The sequence below is a fragment of the Zestomonas ipomoeae genome (genome assembly GCF_057128665.1).
Genome location: NZ_JBSKHQ010000021.1, coordinates 19,536 through 34,963, shown reverse-complemented (window position 1 = coordinate 34,963; position 15,428 = coordinate 19,536). Strand labels below are relative to the sequence as shown.

18 protein-coding genes are annotated in these 15,428 nt (G+C 67.3%); 11 read left to right on the top strand and 7 right to left on the bottom strand.

Features of this window, described 5'->3' with window-relative positions:
* Positions 1-102 precede the first annotated feature (102 nt).
* The 4 genes from ACWKV7_RS19790 to ACWKV7_RS19775 are packed head-to-tail and all read left to right on the top strand — an operon-like array spanning position 103 to position 4,316.
* Complete coding sequence (locus ACWKV7_RS19790) at positions 103-564, top strand: methyltransferase family protein (protein WP_483859417.1); 462 nt, start codon at positions 103-105, stop codon at positions 562-564.
* Positions 565-566: 2 nt separating this feature from the next.
* On the top strand, positions 567-1,760 hold the full coding sequence (locus ACWKV7_RS19785; RefSeq protein WP_483859416.1) for a DUF3142 domain-containing protein: 1,194 nt from the start codon (positions 567-569) through the stop codon (positions 1,758-1,760).
* Positions 1,747-3,912, top strand: coding sequence for a hypothetical protein (locus tag ACWKV7_RS19780; protein WP_483859415.1), 2,166 nt, complete (start codon positions 1,747-1,749; stop codon positions 3,910-3,912). The genes ACWKV7_RS19785 and ACWKV7_RS19780 overlap by 14 nt, the downstream gene beginning before the upstream one ends.
* A gap of 35 nt (positions 3,913-3,947) precedes the next feature.
* Positions 3,948-4,316: a PilZ domain-containing protein gene (locus tag ACWKV7_RS19775; protein WP_483859414.1), complete on the top strand. Its 369-nt coding sequence runs from the start codon at positions 3,948-3,950 to the stop codon at positions 4,314-4,316.
* Positions 4,317-4,366: 50 nt separating this feature from the next.
* On the opposite strand, the gene radA is transcribed toward ACWKV7_RS19775, so the two are convergent.
* The 3 genes from radA to ACWKV7_RS19760 all read right to left on the bottom strand — a co-directional run bounded on the left by radA (position 4,367) and on the right by ACWKV7_RS19760 (position 6,380).
* Positions 4,367-5,734, bottom strand: coding sequence for a DNA repair protein RadA (radA, locus tag ACWKV7_RS19770; RefSeq protein ID WP_483859413.1), 1,368 nt, complete (start codon positions 5,732-5,734; stop codon positions 4,367-4,369).
* A gap of 52 nt (positions 5,735-5,786) precedes the next feature.
* Entirely contained in the window at positions 5,787-6,059 is a 273-nt protein-coding gene (locus ACWKV7_RS19765) for an HP1242/YdcH family protein (RefSeq protein ID WP_483859412.1), read from the bottom strand.
* A gap of 66 nt (positions 6,060-6,125) precedes the next feature.
* On the bottom strand, positions 6,126-6,380 hold the full coding sequence (locus ACWKV7_RS19760; RefSeq protein ID WP_483859411.1) for an HP1242/YdcH family protein: 255 nt from the start codon (positions 6,378-6,380) through the stop codon (positions 6,126-6,128).
* 122 nt (positions 6,381-6,502) lie between these two features.
* Here ACWKV7_RS19760 and mscL point away from each other — a divergent pair, with 122 nt between their 5' ends.
* Complete coding sequence (gene mscL / locus ACWKV7_RS19755; RefSeq protein WP_483859410.1) at positions 6,503-6,916, top strand: large-conductance mechanosensitive channel protein MscL; 414 nt, start codon at positions 6,503-6,505, stop codon at positions 6,914-6,916.
* A 117-nt stretch (positions 6,917-7,033) separates the two neighbouring features.
* Here the strand turns inward: mscL and ACWKV7_RS19750 are convergent, their stop codons facing one another.
* On the bottom strand, positions 7,034-7,810 hold the full coding sequence (locus ACWKV7_RS19750) for a ferredoxin--NADP reductase (RefSeq protein ID WP_483859409.1): 777 nt from the start codon (positions 7,808-7,810) through the stop codon (positions 7,034-7,036).
* 84 nt (positions 7,811-7,894) lie between these two features.
* Positions 7,895-8,887, bottom strand: a complete 993-nt coding sequence (locus tag ACWKV7_RS19745; protein WP_483859408.1) for a DctP family TRAP transporter solute-binding subunit — start codon at positions 8,885-8,887, stop codon at positions 7,895-7,897.
* Positions 8,888-9,254: 367 nt separating this feature from the next.
* Here ACWKV7_RS19745 and ACWKV7_RS19740 point away from each other — a divergent pair, with 367 nt between their 5' ends.
* The 4 genes from ACWKV7_RS19740 (at position 9,255) to ACWKV7_RS19725 (ending at position 12,519) form a co-directional block, all read left to right on the top strand.
* A complete protein-coding gene (locus tag ACWKV7_RS19740) occupies positions 9,255-10,382 on the top strand; it encodes a methyltransferase (RefSeq protein ID WP_483859407.1) in 1,128 nt (375 codons plus the stop codon).
* The gene (locus ACWKV7_RS19735; protein ID WP_483859406.1) at positions 10,379-10,735 is read left to right on the top strand and encodes a MerR family transcriptional regulator; all 357 of its coding nucleotides are present in this window, start codon (positions 10,379-10,381) and stop codon (positions 10,733-10,735) included. The genes ACWKV7_RS19740 and ACWKV7_RS19735 overlap by 4 nt, the downstream gene beginning before the upstream one ends.
* Before the next feature lie 58 nt (positions 10,736-10,793).
* The gene (locus ACWKV7_RS19730; RefSeq protein ID WP_483859405.1) at positions 10,794-11,180 is read left to right on the top strand and encodes a carboxymuconolactone decarboxylase family protein; all 387 of its coding nucleotides are present in this window, start codon (positions 10,794-10,796) and stop codon (positions 11,178-11,180) included.
* A 79-nt stretch (positions 11,181-11,259) separates the two neighbouring features.
* On the top strand, positions 11,260-12,519 hold the full coding sequence (locus ACWKV7_RS19725) for an MFS transporter (RefSeq protein WP_483859404.1): 1,260 nt from the start codon (positions 11,260-11,262) through the stop codon (positions 12,517-12,519).
* A gap of 9 nt (positions 12,520-12,528) precedes the next feature.
* Here ACWKV7_RS19725 and ACWKV7_RS19720 read toward each other — a convergent pair whose 3' ends face one another.
* On the bottom strand, positions 12,529-13,404 hold the full coding sequence (locus ACWKV7_RS19720; RefSeq protein WP_483859403.1) for a LysR family transcriptional regulator: 876 nt from the start codon (positions 13,402-13,404) through the stop codon (positions 12,529-12,531).
* A 94-nt stretch (positions 13,405-13,498) separates the two neighbouring features.
* Here ACWKV7_RS19720 and ACWKV7_RS19715 point away from each other — a divergent pair, with 94 nt between their 5' ends.
* Positions 13,499-13,897, top strand: coding sequence for a DoxX family protein (locus ACWKV7_RS19715; protein ID WP_483859402.1), 399 nt, complete (start codon positions 13,499-13,501; stop codon positions 13,895-13,897).
* 12 nt (positions 13,898-13,909) lie between these two features.
* Entirely contained in the window at positions 13,910-14,572 is a 663-nt protein-coding gene (locus ACWKV7_RS19710) for a glutathione S-transferase family protein (RefSeq protein WP_483859401.1), read from the top strand.
* 142 nt (positions 14,573-14,714) lie between these two features.
* Here ACWKV7_RS19710 and ACWKV7_RS19705 read toward each other — a convergent pair whose 3' ends face one another.
* A complete protein-coding gene (locus tag ACWKV7_RS19705) occupies positions 14,715-15,269 on the bottom strand; it encodes a DJ-1 family glyoxalase III (protein ID WP_483859400.1) in 555 nt (184 codons plus the stop codon).
* Positions 15,270-15,428: the final 159 nt, after the last annotated feature.

Here is a 15,428-nt window from a genome sequence, read left to right as displayed (position 1 = left end):
ACCGAGCCCCCGAAACGCCCGGCCCTGTGCCGGGCGTTTTCGTGTGCGCCGCGGTGCGAGCCCGGCGCTACACTGCGCGCTGTTCATCCACCTGGAGGCACCATGTCCGCCCGCTCAGCCGGAGTCACTCTCGCTCCACCGTTGATCTACCTGATCTTCATCGGTTTTGCCTGGGCCCTCAGCGCCCAACTGCCCGTCACGCTGCCGGGCAATGCCTGGACCCGCTACTTCGGCTGGGGACTGGTCGACGCCGGACTGGTGCTGATGCTTTGGGCCGCCTTGCTGATGGCCAGGCGCAAGACCACCATCAATCCGTTCCGCAAGCCGCAAAAGCTGCTGGACAGCGGTCCGTTCCGCATCTCGCGCAACCCCATCTACCTGGGCGATACCCTGATCTACTGCGGCATCGGCCTGCTGCTCGACAGCCTGTGGTTCTGGCTGTTGCTGCCGGCGCTGATCCTGTGCATGAACCGTGGCGTGATCGCCTACGAGGAACACCTGCTGCAGCGCCTGTTCGGCGACGACTACCGTGCCTACCAGGGTCGCGTGCGGCGCTGGCTCTGAGCATGTGGCGCAAGACCTGGGCGGTGCTGGCCCTGGCACTGCTGGCGGGATGTGAACCGCCCCCACCGACGGCGCTCGACCAGCAGCTGTACATCTGGCAGCGGCAATGGCGCAGCACCCATGCCGAAGCCCTGGCGCAAAGCCGGGCGGACTTCTCCGCGTTGCGCGTGCTCGCCCTGCAGGCCCACCCCAAGGCCGGCTGGGCGCAGGCGCGGGTCGACGCCGAGCTACTGCGCGCCGACGGCCGGCCGCTGGTCGCCGTGCTGCGCCTGGACGGCCAATTGCCGCAGCTCGACCACGCCGAAATCCGTCTCCGGGTGCGCGCCCTGCTGGCCGACTGGCGGGCTGCCGGCCTCGAACCACGGGGCCTGGAAATCGACCACGATTGCGCCAGCGCGCGCCTGCCCGGCTATCGCCAATTGCTCGGCGAACTGCGCCAGGACCTGCCGCCAGGTCTTGCCCTGAGCATCACCGCCCTGCCCGCCTGGCTCGACAGCCCGGCGCTGGAGGGCCTGCTGGCCAGCGTCGACAGCTCGGTACTGCAAGTACACGCAGTGAACCGCCCGCAACAGGGACTGTTCGATGCCGACCAGGCCCTGGCCTGGGCCGAGCGCTATGCCCGGCGCAGCCCCACCCCGTTCTATCTGGCGCTGCCGGCCTATGGCAGCGCGTTGATCGAGACCGCCGACGGCGTGCCCCTGGTGGAAAGCGAAGCACCACTAGCCCAGGCTGGCAGGCGCCAGGAACTGCGCGCCGAGCCCGCGCAGGTGGCCAGGCTGATCGCGGCACTGCACGACGCCCGCCCGACCGGACTGGCCGGCTTGGTCTGGTTTCGCCTGCCACTGGCCGATGACCGCCGCGCCTGGCCGCTCGCCACCCTGCTGGCGGTGGCCAGGCGCCAGCCGCTGGCCGCCGACATACGCCTGGATATCCAGCGCCAGGGCGAGTTGTTCGAGCTGCGACTGAACAACCTGGGCACCCTGGATGGCGCCCTGCCGATGCGCATCGAGCTGCGCGGAGAAAACTGTGAAGCCGGCGATGGGCTCGATGGATACCGCTTGCAACGGCCGTTGCAACCGATAGTCTTCGCGCGCCAGCACAGCGACCGGCTGGTCGCCGGGCAGAACCGTGCCCTCGGCTGGTTGCGTTGCAAATCCCTGAATGTTGCCAACGGAGCCTGGCATGACGTCCCCTGATATCCGCCCGCGTCTATTCGCCCTGGCCCTCTGCGCCGGCCTGCTCGCTTCCCCGGCCCTGGCCTGCGGCCCGGACTTCCCCCATCGCCTGCTGGACGACCGCGCCGCGACCCTGGCCGAGCTGCCGGAGCAGAACTTCGCCTTCGAGATCAGCCGCCTGGGCCAGAGCATCGCCGGCCTGCCGCAAGCCGGCGAGGCGACCCTGGCTCCCTACTGGTGGGACGAGGACGGCAACCAGGCCTATGCGCAACAGCGCACCGACGCCGAGCAGGCCGGGCTGAGCACCGAGCAGGCGGCCCTGGTACAGCGCCTGCGCGCCCTCGACGACGCCCGCCAGGTCGAACTGCAAGGTGCCAGCGATCTGCCCCTGGAACTGACCCTCTACACCGCCGGCGCGGTGGCCTTCGACCAATACGACCTTGCCCTGGCCGCCGACTACTTCCGCCGCGTGCTCGCCCTGCCGGCGCAGGAACGCCAGCAGCGCAGCACCTGGGCCGCCTACTCCCTCGGCCGCACCCTCGCCCGGCAGGTCGGGAACGACATGGACTTCCCGGAAGACTATGCCGTGCATGTGCGAGAGGCCAAGGAAGCCTTCCAGCGCACCCGCCAGTTGGTCATCGAAGGCTTTCCCGACCCCCTGGAGCTGGGGGTCGCCAGCCTCGGCGAAGAAGCCCGGCTGTACCTGCCGGACGGCGATTGGGCGAGTGCGATTCGCCTGTATGCCAGCCAGGCCCGCCACGGTTCGAATACGGGCTACAGCTCGCTGAAAAGCCTCGGCAACGACCTCGCGCAGATGCCGGAGGAACAGCTGCTCAAGCTCCTGCCACAGCGGGAGGTCCAGCAACTGCTCACCGCCCGGCTGCTCAGCCATATCGCCTGGTCCTACGACGAACAACCGACGGGCGAGGCGCGGCTGGCCGAGCTGCTGTTGCGCAATCGCGCGGGAGACCTGGAAAACGCCGACCGCCTGGCGTCTCTGAGCTACCAGTACGGCCATTACGACCAGGCATCGCGTTTCCTCGAACACGCCGGCGACAGCGGCCTGGCCTGGTGGCTGCGGGCCAAGCTGGCGCTGCGCGCCGGAGACAAGGAACAGGCGCGGCTGGCCTACGCCAAGGCCTCCCAGGCGTTCCCCAAGGACGAAGACTGGGGCTCCCGCCGCACGCCCGGCTGGGACTGGGAGCAGGTCAAGCCAGGCTGCCGGGTCGCCGGGGAAAGCGCCCTGCTGGCGCTGGAGCGCGGCGACTACCTGGAAGCCTTCGACCAGCTCTATCGCAGCGAGGGCATCTACTGGATGGACGCCGCCGAAGTCGCCGAGCGCGTGTTGACCGCCGACGAGCTGAAAGGCTACGTCGACGCCCAGGTCCCGGCGCCAGCGCCACAAAGCGCCGAAGACCGGGATAACTACCGACCACGCCCGGTCGCCGCGCAACTGCGCGAACTGCTCGGCCGGCGCCTGCTGCGCGAAGAGCGCTACGCCGAGGCCCTGGCCTACTTCGACAGCGCCGAGCGGCGCGAGGCTGCACGGGCCTACGGCGAAGCCCGGCAGCAGGCCGAGCAGCGCTGGACCGATGTCGGTCGCGCGCAGGCCTACTTCCAGGCCGCCAGGCTGGCCCGCGAGCAGGGCATGGAGTTGCTGGGCTACGAGATGTCGCCGGACTACGCCACCTTCGACGGTTACTTTGCCCTCGGCCAGGTGATGACGCAGCAAGCTGGCGACCTGTTGAGCGCGAACGAAGCGAAGCGACAGAACGCCAACCTGGCCAAGCCCAACGAGCGCTACCACTATCGCCAGGTCGCCGCCGAACTGGCCAGCCGCTCCGCCGACCTGGTGCCGGCCAGCAGCCAGGCCTTCGCCGCCACGCTGTGCCAGGCCACCGGCTGGCTGCTGTCGCAGCATCCCGACCAGGCGCGGCGCTACTACGATCGCTATGTCGCCGACGGCCCCTATGTGCCCTGGGCGGAAGATTTCGGCCGCCAGTGCGAGGAACCTGACTTCGAGCGGGCCAGCGAGCGTCTATGGACGGAACGCCAGCTCGCCGCGCGCCATGCCCTGCGCCCACTCAAGCCCTGGCTGGCGGGCGTCGGGGTGCTGGTCGGCCTCGCCGGCCTTTGGTTCTGGCGGCGCCGACGCGAGCACAGGCAGCCTTAGCTATAGTGGTTTAAACCCAAGAGGAATCCGCGAAAATGAGTGAACCAGTCAACGAACGGCGCCGCTTTCACCGAATCGCCTTCGATGCCGCCACGGAGATCGTTCAAGGCGAGCGCAGCTGGAGGGTCGAACTGCACGACCTGTCGCTCAAGGGGCTGCTGGTCAAGCGGCCGCGGGACTGGAACGGCGATACCAACCAGCCGTTCGTCGCCACCATCGACCTCGGCAGCGACGCGCGGGTGCAGATGGAAGTGGTGCTCACCCGCACCCAGAAAGACTTGCTCGGCTTCGTCTGCCGGCACATCGACCTCGACTCCATCAGCCATCTACGGCGCCTGGTGGAACTGAACCTGGGCGACGAGGGGCTGCTGGAGCGCGAACTGGCGGCGCTGGGCGAGGAGTAGACAGGGTTCGCAGGCCGGGCCCGCCATGATTGCGGCCTGCTAGGCCGCAATCACTCGAACAACGCATCCAGCGCCTGTTCCAGGCGCGTCACTGCAATTACCTGCAACGAGCCCGGCGCCTCCTTCGGCGCGTTGCCCTTGGGCACGATGGCGCGCTTGAAGCCGTGCTTGGCGGCTTCCTTGAGGCGCTCCTGGCCGCTCGGCACCGGGCGGATCTCGCCGGACAGGCCGACCTCGCCGAACACCAGCAGGTCGTGGGGCAGCGGGCGGTTGCGCAGGCTGGACATCACCGCCGCCATCAAGGCCAGGTCGGAGGCGGTCTCCAGCACCTTGACCCCACCGACCACATTGAGGAAAACATCCTGGTCATAGGTGGGAATGCCGCCATGGCGGTGCAGCACCGCCAGCAGCATGGCCAGGCGATTCTGGTCCAGGCCGAGGGTGACCCGGCGCGGATTGGCCAGGTGGCTGGTATCCACCAGCGCCTGCACTTCCACCAGCATCGGCCGGGTGCCTTCCCAGGTGGCCATCACCACACTGCCGGGCACCGATTCCTGGGCGCGGGTGAGGAAGATCGCCGAGGGATTGGTAACCTCCTTCAGCCCCTTGTCGGTCATGCCGAACACGCCCAGTTCGTTGATCGCGCCGAAGCGGTTCTTCACCGCGCGCAGCAGGCGCAGGCGCCCGTCGGACTCACCCTCGAAGTAGAGAACGGTATCGACCATATGCTCCAGCACGCGCGGGCCGGCCAGGGCGCCCTCCTTGGTCACGTGACCGACCAGGAAGATCGCCGTGCCGCTCTGTTTGGCATAGCGCACCAGCAGCGCCGCGCTCTCGCGCACCTGGGCCACGCCGCCGGGGGCGGACTGCAACTGCTCGGTGAAGATGGTTTGGATCGAGTCGATGACCATCACCTTGGGCTGCTCGCGGCGCGCCACTTCGATGATCGACTCGATGCAGGTCTCGGTCATCACCTTGAGCTTGTCCTGCGGCAGGTCCAGGCGCCGGGCGCGCATGGCCACCTGCTGCTGGGACTCCTCGCCGGTGACGTACAGCGCCGGAAAGCGCTGGGCGACGTTGCATAGAGTTTGCAGCAGGATGGTGGACTTGCCGATGCCGGGATCACCGCCGATCAGCACCACCGAGCCGTCCACCAGGCCGCCGCCGAGCACCCGGTCCAGCTCGCCGGAAGCGGTGGAAAAACGCGGCACCTCCTCGACGCTGACCTCCGCCAGGGTCTTGACCTGCGCCTGCTGTCCGGCCCAGCCGCCACGCCCGGACGGTGCACCGGCACCGCCGCTTTCGATCATGGTTTCGGTCAGGGTATTCCAGGCGCCGCACTCACCGCACTGGCCGGCCCATTTGGGAAAGGTCGCGCCGCACTCGGTGCAGCCGTACAAGCGCTTGGCCTTGGCCATGGGAAGCTCCGTCGAAGGAAAGCGCCCATGATAGCCGCAGCCGGCGCCGGGATCAGCCGCCGCAACAACCGCAGCAGGCGCCGCCGGCCTTTTTCTTCAGCTGCCGCGCCAGCTTGTCCTTCAGCTGCACGCGCTGCAACTTGAGCTCGGCCAGGCCGGCCTCATCGAGCCGCTCGGTGCCTTCTTCGATGCGGCAGATGCGCTTGTCCAGCGCTTCGTAGAGATCGGCCTGCTGGGCGAAGTGGCTGTCGCCCTCGCGCAGGCTGTGGAGCTGCTCACGCAGCTCGGGGAAATCCTTGACCAGAGGGTGATGTTCGACATGCATGGCACGGGCTCCTGTATGAGTGAGCCCGACACTACCCCAGGCCGCCGCCGCGTCCGTTGACCCCGGTCAACTCGTCCCTTGCGCCGCCTGCTTGAGCAGGCCGGCGATTTCGTCCTTGAGCACGACCCGCTGGAGCTTGAGCCCCTGCAACACCATGTCATCGACCGCTTCCTGGCCGGCCTCGGCGCGGTAGATGCGTTTGTCCAGCGTCTCGTATTCCTCGATCAGATGGGCGAAGCGCGGGGCGCTCTGCTGCAGCGAACGCAGCTCGGTCTTGTACTCGGGAAACTCGCGCGCCAACGGGTGATGTTCGAGCGGCATGGCTGAACTCCTCGGAAATAGCCTCTTTCAGCCTAGCTCAGGAAGCGCAGAGCAGCTTTTTGAGCGCAGCGGAGCCTTGGCTGTCTACACTGCGCTCGTATTTTTCCCGACAGGAGTACCCCATGAGTCTGCTCAGCGAATTCAAGGCCTTCGCCGTTAAAGGCAATGTCGTCGACATGGCGGTCGGCATCATCATCGGTGCCGCTTTCAGCAAAATCGTCACATCCCTGGTCGGCGACCTGATCATGCCGCCGATCGGCGTGCTGATCGGCGGGGTGGACTTTTCCAACCTGGCCATCGTGCTGAAGCCGGCGATAGGCGACGCCCCGGCGGTGACCCTGGGCTACGGCAAGTTCATCCAGACCGTGCTCGACTTCGTCATCGTCGCCTTCTCCATCTTCATGGCGATCAAGCTGCTCAACCGGCTGAAGCGCAAGGAAGCCGAGGCCCCGTCGCTGCCGCCCTCGCCGGGGCCGGAAGAGGTGCTGCTGACGGAAATCCGCGACCTGCTCAAGGCTCAGCAGGACAAGCCCTGAACGCCCCCGCGGCATGTATTTCTGTAGGGCGGATTTGTTCGCCTCCCCGCGTTCATAAGGCGAATGAATTCGCCCCTACGGAAGTCCGGATACGCCGGCAGGAACGTCGCGGGTCCGTTACCAGTAGTTCTCCACCGCGATCTGCCCCGGCCGGCGGTTCAGGCTCAGTTGCATGCCCCGCGCCTTCAGCACCGTCCGGCCGTCCTCGACCATTTGCGGATTGCCGCAAAGCATGACGCGCGAGTGCTGCGGGTCCAGGGCCAGGCCCGCGGCACGCTCCAGCTCGCCGGTTTCGATCAGAGTGGTGATACGCCCATGCAGCAGGCCGGGTACCTGCTCGCGGGTGGTGGTGGGCAGGTAAATCAACTTGTGGCCGAGCCCCTGCAAGTACTCGCGCCCGGGCAGCCCATGGATCAGCGGCTGGTACGCCAATTCGGCGGCGGTGCGCGCGCTGTAGACCAGCACAATGCGCTCGAAGCGCTGCCAGGCTTCGAAGTCCTGCAGGATCGACAGATACGGTGCCAGCCCGGTGCCGGTGGCCAGCAACCAGAGGTCGCGGCCGTCAGGGAAACGGTCGAGGGTCAGGAAGCCGAACGCCTGCCTGTCCACCAGCACCCCATCGCCGGGCCGCAAGCGGCTCAGCTCGCTGGTGAATTCGCCGTCGGGCACGACGATGGAGAAGAACTCGAGGAACTCGTCGTGGGGCGCGGAAACCATCGAATAGGCGCGCCAGGCGGTGCTGCCATCGGCCTTGGCCACACCGAGGCGGGCGAACTGGCCGGCGCGGAAGCGAAAGCCGGGATCGCGGGTGGTGCGCAGGGTGAACAGGCTCGGGGTGAGCGAATGCACCTCGAGCAGGGTCTGGCGGGTGAACTTCTCTTCGCTGGCGGACATGACACTGGACTCATGGCGACGGCATGGGCCCAGTGTCCCGCAAAGCATCGCGGATAAACACCCGCGATGTTTGCGGCTTCTCGGTCAGCGGCGGTTGACCGCCTGGGCGGCGCGCATCACGTCGGCGCCGATCTGCGCCTCATAGCGCTTCCACAGCGGCTTCATGGCCTGGCGCCAGGCTTCCCGCTCGGTGGCGCTGAGGCTGACCAGGCGGGTCTTGCCGGCGGCCAGCAGTTGCTCGCGATCGCGCTGGTTGAGCGCTTCCGCTTCCTGGTTCACCTTGAAGGTCACTTCTTCGATGATGGCCTCCAGCTCGGCACGGGTGCGGTAGGGAATGCTCATCCAGAAGGTGGCGTTGCTCACCAGCATGTAATTGAGCGGGCCATGGTTGGTCTCGGTGACAAACGGTTGCACGTCGTCCAGTTTCTGGCTGGCGATGTTCGACCAGGGGTTCTCCGCGCCCTGCACCGAGCCGCTCTGCAGCGCCTTGTAGGTCTCGGCGAACGGCAGGCTGACCGCCTTGGCGCCGAGCAGGCTGAACTGCTCGTCGAGCACCGCAGACGGCTGGATGCGGAAGGCCAGGCCACGGGCGTCGGCCGGCTGGCGCAGCTCGCGGTTGGCGGAAAGCTGCTTCATGCCGTTGTTCCAGAACGCCAGGCCGTAGATGTTCTGCTCGCGCATGGAGCCGAGCAGGTCGCGGCTGGCACCGCGCTTCTGGAAGCGCTTGACCGCCTCCAGGTCGTCGAACAGGAACGGCAGGTCGAACACCTGCAGGCGCTTGGTGTAGGCCTCGAACTTGGACAGCGAGGGCGCCAGCATCTGCACCTCGTTCTTGCGCAGGGCGTCCAGTTCGTTGGCGTCGCCGAACAGCGTCGAGTTCGGGTAGACCTCGACCTTCACCTCGCCGGCCAAACGCTCTTCCACCAGCTTCTTGAACAGCAGGGCCCCCTTGCCCTTGGGCGTGTCCGCGGCCACCACGTGGGAGAACTTGATCAGGATCGGCTCCTTTGCCTCCGCCACGGCCATGCCGGCCAGCAACAGTGCGGAAAGGGAAAGGGACAACAACGGCTTGAACATCGAATTACCTTCAACAATGAAAAACCGAGAGGCCTGCGGCGCTGCGCGGGTCCCGGGAGGCGAATGAATTGTCTGGGCGGGTGGCGGCCAACCGGTGGCGCACCCTATGTCATCAAAGGCGTCCAGGTCGTCTCGGCGTTATCGCCGGCGCCTGGTTATTGTTGGACTGCGGAGCGGAATGACTAGCCGGTATCGAAAGCGACTACCCGGATCAGCAGGGGGCGGCATTCTTCGGCAAAGCGGGATGTGGCACAAGCATGGATTTGCGGAACCAGCTCTCACTTTCGAGACTTTTTCCCCACTTGCGCCGACAATGACGAGCCGTCAAGGCACCATCCGCGCCGCCTGTCCGCTATTCGAGTCATTCATGCCCCAGTTCACCAGCCCCTTCGCCTCGCTCGACCTGATCCGCCACCCCGAACAACAGGGCGAGCCGCTGCAGGCGTTCGACGCCGCCGACGAGTACCTGCTCAACCATCTATACGAACAGGGTCTGGCCGCCGGCAACCGGGTGCTGGTGCTCAACGACGGCTTCGGCGCCCTGGCCAGTGCCCTGGCCGGACATGTTCGGGTCACCAGCAGCGGCGATTCCCACCTCGGCCACCTGGCGCTGCAGAAGAATCTCGCGCGCAATGGCCAGGCCGCCGACGCGGTCGCCTTCGTGCCGGCCAGCGAGGTGGCCGACGGCCCGTTCGATCAGGTACTGATCCGCATCCCCAAGACTCTGGCCCTGCTGGAAGAGCAACTGATCCGCCTGCACGGCCGACTGGCGCCGGGCGCGCGGATGGTCGCCGCGGGCATGGTCAAGCATCTGCCGCGAGCCGCTGGCGACTTGCTGGAGCGCTACGTCGGCCCGGTGCAGGCCTCACTGGCGGTGAAAAAGGCCCGGCTGCTGTTCGTCACTCCGCAGGACAAGCCCGCACCGACCTCGCCCTATCCGAGCCGCTACCGCCTGGACGTTCCGCCCATCGAACTGCTCAACCACGCCAACCTGTTCTGCCGCGAAGGGCTGGACATCGGCACCCGCGCCTTTCTTCCGCACCTGCCCAAGGCCTTGGGCGACTTGCGGGTGGCCGACCTCGGCTGCGGCAACGGCGTGCTCGGCATCGTCTATGCCCTGCACAACCCGCAGGCCAGCCTGACCCTGGTGGACGAGAGCTACATGGCCGTGCAATCGGCGCTGGAGAACTGGCGGGCGATCCACGGCGAGCGCCCCGCGGACATTCGCGCCGGCGACGGCCTGGCCGAGCAGCCGGCGGAATCGCTGGACCTGGTGCTGTGCAACCCGCCGTTCCACCAGCAGCAGGTGGTCGGCGACTTCCTCGCCTGGCGCATGTTCCAGCAGGCCAAGGCGGCGTTGGCCAGGGGCGGCGAGCTGTGGATCGTCGGCAACCGCCACCTCGGCTACCACGTCAAGCTCAAGCGACTGTTCAAGCGTGTCGAGCAGGTGGCGGCGACGCCGAAGTTCGTCATCCTGCGGGCGACCAAGGGATGAACATCCAGCAGTTCGCCGCGCGCAGCGGGCTGTCCGCCCACACCCTGCGCTACTACGAGAGGATCGGCCTGTTCCGCCAGGTGACGCGCGACGGCAGCGGCTTTCGCCAGTACGGCGAGCGCGACCTGGAGTGGGCGGCGTTCATCTGTCGGTTGAAAGACACCGGCATGCCGCTGCGCGACATGCTGGCCTACGCCGAACTGCGCGCCCAGGGCGACGACACCCTGGCTGCGCGACAGCAATTACTCGAGCGACACGCACAGGCCCTGGAACAAAAGCTGCGCCGCGACCAGGAGCATCTCGCCGCGCTGCAAGAGAAGATCGCCCACTACGCCCGGCTGCAAGACGCTTGACTTAGAGTTCGCTCGAAGGCTTAGCGTAGGTGTCCCCGTCAACCTTCGAGGACATCCCATGAACGACATCCGCTACGCCAACGGCCTGGCCAAACTCAGCGAAATCGACGGCGAGGCCGGACACCGGGTCATCGACAGCCTGCAAGCCATCGCCCCGGATTTCGCCCGCTATGTAATCGAATTTCCCTTCGGCGACATCTACCAGCGCCCTGGCCTCGACCTGCAGAGCCGCGAGCTGGCTACGGTGGCCGCACTGACCGCCCTCGGCCATTGCCAGCCGCAACTGGCGGTGCACCTGCATGGCGCCCTGAACGTTGGCTGCAAGCCGGAAGAGGTGGTCGAGGTGATCATGCAGATGGCCGTCTACGCCGGCTTTCCCGCCGCGCTCAACGGGCTGTTTACCGCCAAGTCGGTGTTCGCCGAGCGCGGTCTGCTGCCCGACTGATACCCTCGCATCGCCGCCCCGGCTCGGTACGAAGCCGGGGTGCGTGCTACCCTCTCGGGCTTTCTCCGCAGCGACCCTCATGTCCACCCACGGCAAGCTACTTCTGCGTCATCAACGTCCGTTCCTGGCCTTCTGGCTGGCGCGGGTCTGCACCGCCAGCGGCTTCCAGATGCTCACCGTGGCCATCGGCTGGCACCTGTACGAGCTGACCGGCAGCGTGCTCGACCTCGGCCTGGTCGGGCTGGTGGAGTTCCTGCCGCGGGTGCTGTTCATCCTGATCACCGGCCACGTTGCCGACCGCTACGACCGGCGCAAGGTGGCCGCCCTCTGCCAGAGCGCCCAGGCGCTGATCGCCCTGGCCCTGGTGGCGGGCAGCGCTGCGAATGCGGTGAGTCGCGAGATGATCTTCGGTCTGGCCTTTCTGCTCGGCAGCGCCCGCGCCTTCGAAATGCCGACCACCCAGGCGCTGCTGCCGAACCTGGTGCCGGCGGCGCTGTTCCCCGCCGCGGTGGCAGCGTCCGCCTCGGCGATGCAGGCGGCGACCATCGCCGCGCCCGCCCTCGGCGGTTTGCTGTTCGCCTTCGGCGCCTTCTGGGTCTATGTGCCGACCGCCGTGCTCTACGTGCTGGCCTGTGCACTGATGCTCGCCCTGCCCGACCGCCACGTGCCGCGCAAGGCAGAGCCGGCGAGCCTGCACAGCCTGCTCGGCGGCATGCGCTTCATCCGCAGCCGACCGGATATCTTCGGCGCCATCTCGCTGGACATGTTCGCCGTGCTGCTCGGCGGTGCCACCGCGCTGCTACCGGTGTTCGCCAAGGACATCCTGCTCACCGGCCCCTGGGGCCTCGGCCTGCTGCGCTCGGCACCGGCGGTGGGCGCGCTGCTGATGTCCTTCTGGCTGGCGCGCTTCCCACTGGACCGCCAGGTCGGGCGCATCATGTTCGCCTCGGTGGGCGTGTTCGGCGTGGCGACCATCGCCTTCGGCCTGTCCACCAGCTTCTGGTTCAGCCTGGCGGTGCTGGCCATCCTCGGCGCGGCGGACATGATCAGCATGGTCATCCGCGGCGCCTTCGTGCAGCTGGAAACCCCGGACGAGATGCGCGGCCGGGTCAGCGCCGTGAACGGCCTGTTCATCGGCGCCTCCAACCAGCTCGGCGAGTTCGAATCCGGCGTCACCGCCGCCTGGTTCGGTACCGTGCCGGCAGTGGTGATTGGCGGGGTAGGCACGCTGGTGGTCACCGGGCTATGGATGCGCCTGTTTCCGACGCTGGCGCAGCGCGACTACCTGCACCGACCCGCCACCGAGCCGACGACCAGCGCCGGGACGCCCCCGGCTTGATCCTCCGACTCAGTGCTCCAACCGAACATCCTGGCTCAACCGCGCGTGGAGAAAGTCCGTCAGTGCCTTGATCCGGGCGACGCGGCGCAGGTCCGGATGGGTGAGCAGCCAGATCTGCGTATCCAGTGCCGGATCGGGGGCGGCCAGGCGCACCAGGTCGTCGCAGGGGTCGGCCAACGGACATAGCAACAGGCCGACTCCCAGGCCCTGGCGCACCCAATCACGCATGCCCACCAGGCTGTCGATGCGCGCCAGCACCCGTTCGGCCGGCACCTCCCTGGCCAGCCAGCGGGCCTGGTCGAGATGGCCGAGCGACTCGTCCGGTCCGACCCAGTCGTGCTGGGCCCAGGACAGCCCGGCCGGCTTGCCGTCCAGATAGCGGCGAGCCGCGTAGGGTGCAGTCTGGATCCGCCCGGCCGGGCGACCGATCAGGTTCTCGGGAGGCCGATTGGTCCCGCGCACAGCGATGTCGGCCTCGCGGCGCGTCAGACTGGAGAAGGCATTGTTCATCACCAGTTGCAGGCGGATCTGCGGGTGAAGCCGTTGGAATTCCACCAACAATAGCATCAGCAGGCTGCCGAACAGCGTGTCGGTGGACGTCAGGCGAATATCGCCGCCGATGGCCAGGTCCTGCCCCTGCATGCGTCGCTGTGCGCTGTCGATCTGCTCACCGACGCCCCCGAGCTGGGCGGCCAGCTCCTCGCCGGCCTGGGTCGGGGCGTAACCGCTGGGCAGACGCTGGAACAGCGCGACGCCAAGATCGCCTTCGAGCCGCGCCAGGCGCCGCAGCACGGTGCTGTGATTGACCTTCAGCACGGTGGCCGCGGCGGAGATCGAACCGCGTTGCTGGACCGCGAGGAAGTAGCGCAGGTCATCCCAATCCATTTGCATTTCCGCATAGGGTTTCCGCTGATTTTGCGAATACCCAGGCGAAATTGCAAAGCGCAAAGTGCAGGCATCCACCCTTGGAGACCTGACCATGCACACACTCGTCCTACCCCGCCCCGCCCTCGCCAGTCTGCTGCTGCGCCTGGCCCTGGGGGCTATGTGGATCAGCCATGGGCTGATCCTCAAGTACTTCACGTTTGGCATCGATGGCCTGGCCGTCTGGCTGGATGGCCAGGGTTTTCCCGCGATCCTGGCCATGCCGCTGGTCCTGGCGGAGACCGCCGGCGGCCTGTTGATACTGCTGGGCTTTCATGGCCGCTGGGTTTCCCTGGCGCTGCTGCCGGTGCTGTTCGGTGCCCTGCTGGTACATGCCGGCAACGGCTGGGTGTTTTCCAACGCCGGCGGCGGTTGGGAATACCCGCTGTTCCTGGCCGCCGCATCGCTGGCGCACGCCCTGCTTGGCGACGGCCCGCTCGCCCTCGAACGCTGAAGGAGTCAGAGCATGCCTACCCTGCAACTGATCAGCCATGCACTGTGCCCCTATGTGCAACGCGCCGCCATCGTGCTCGCCGAAAAGGCCGTGCCGTTCGAACGCCGCGACATCGATCTGGCCCACAAGCCCGACTGGTTCCTCGCCCTCTCGCCACTGGGCAAGGTGCCGCTGCTGGTGACCGACGCAGGCGTGCTCTTCGAGTCGGCGGTGATCGCCGAATACCTGGAAGAGACACTGGAACCGCCGCTGCACCCAGAGGATGCCTTCCAGCGTGCCCGACACCGGAGCTGGATCGAGTTCGCCTCAACGGTGCTCGCCGATATCTGGCAGCTGTACACGGCCGAGTCCCCCGACGCGTTCGAGCGGCAACGGCAGGTTCTGCGCCGGCGTTTCGAGCGGGTAGAAGCCCAGCTCAGCGACGGCGACTATTTCGCCGGACAACGCTTCAGTCTGGTGGACGCGGCTTTCGCGCCGGCGCTGCGCTATTGGCAGGTATTCGATGAGCTGGGCGGCCTGGGCATTCTCGACGGCCTGCCTCGCGTCGGTCGCTGGCGCGCCGCCCTGGCTGCACGAGCATCGGTGCGCGGAGCGGTGTCGGCGGATTTTCCGCAGCGCTTGCGAGCCTTCATCGTCGCCCGCGGCAGCTACCTGGGCCACTGGCTCGCCAGCTGATCGACGCGGCGCACCGTCCCCGTCGTACGGGCTCAAACGTTGAGCACGTCACGACGAGTAGGTTTTCAATGCCCGACGAGCGATTGTCAGCGAAGCTCACCACGGACGCGCAGCGCCCCGCTGCGAACGGCGGGGTGGCGGCCTATTCGAACAGCAGCGCCTTGGCCACGTCGTGGCGCTTGCTCTTGCCGGCCAGTTTCTCCACCAGGGTCAGGGCGAAGGCCATCGCGGTGGCAGGGCCTTGGCTGGTGATCAGGTTGCCGTCGACCACCACCGGTTCGTCGACGAAGGTGCAGCCGGACAGCCGGTCGCTGAACGCCGGATAGCAGGTCATGCGCCGTCCCCTGAGCAGGCCGTAGCCTTGCAGGGCGACCGCCGGCGAGGCGCAGATGGCGGCGAAGAACTTGCCTGCGCCGGCCTGCTCGCGCAGGCGCTCGGCCAGCGGCTGGTGGTCGGCCAGGCGCTGGGCGCCGGGCATGCCGCCGGGCAGCACCACCAGGTCGAAGTCCTGGGCCAGCACGTCGAGCAGCATGGCGTCGGCGGTCAGCCGGCTGCCGCGGGCGCAGGTGATCATGCGCCGGTCTTCGATGCTGGCCACCACCACTTCCAGTTCGGCGCGGCGCAGTACATCGATCAGGGTAATGGTTTCGATATCTTCGACGCCGTCGGCGACGGCGAGCAGGACGTGCGGGTTCATCGGGTTTCCTCCTGGCGGGTGGCGCGGCTCTTGCAATGCCGGGCAGCGCCGCACCTATGCGGAATCAACAGGGGGCACCGGGTGCGAAGCTGGCCGCCTGGTCAGAAATTTTCCACCCTCCGGCAAGCTGATATCATGCGCAGCCTTTTGGAGCCGGTG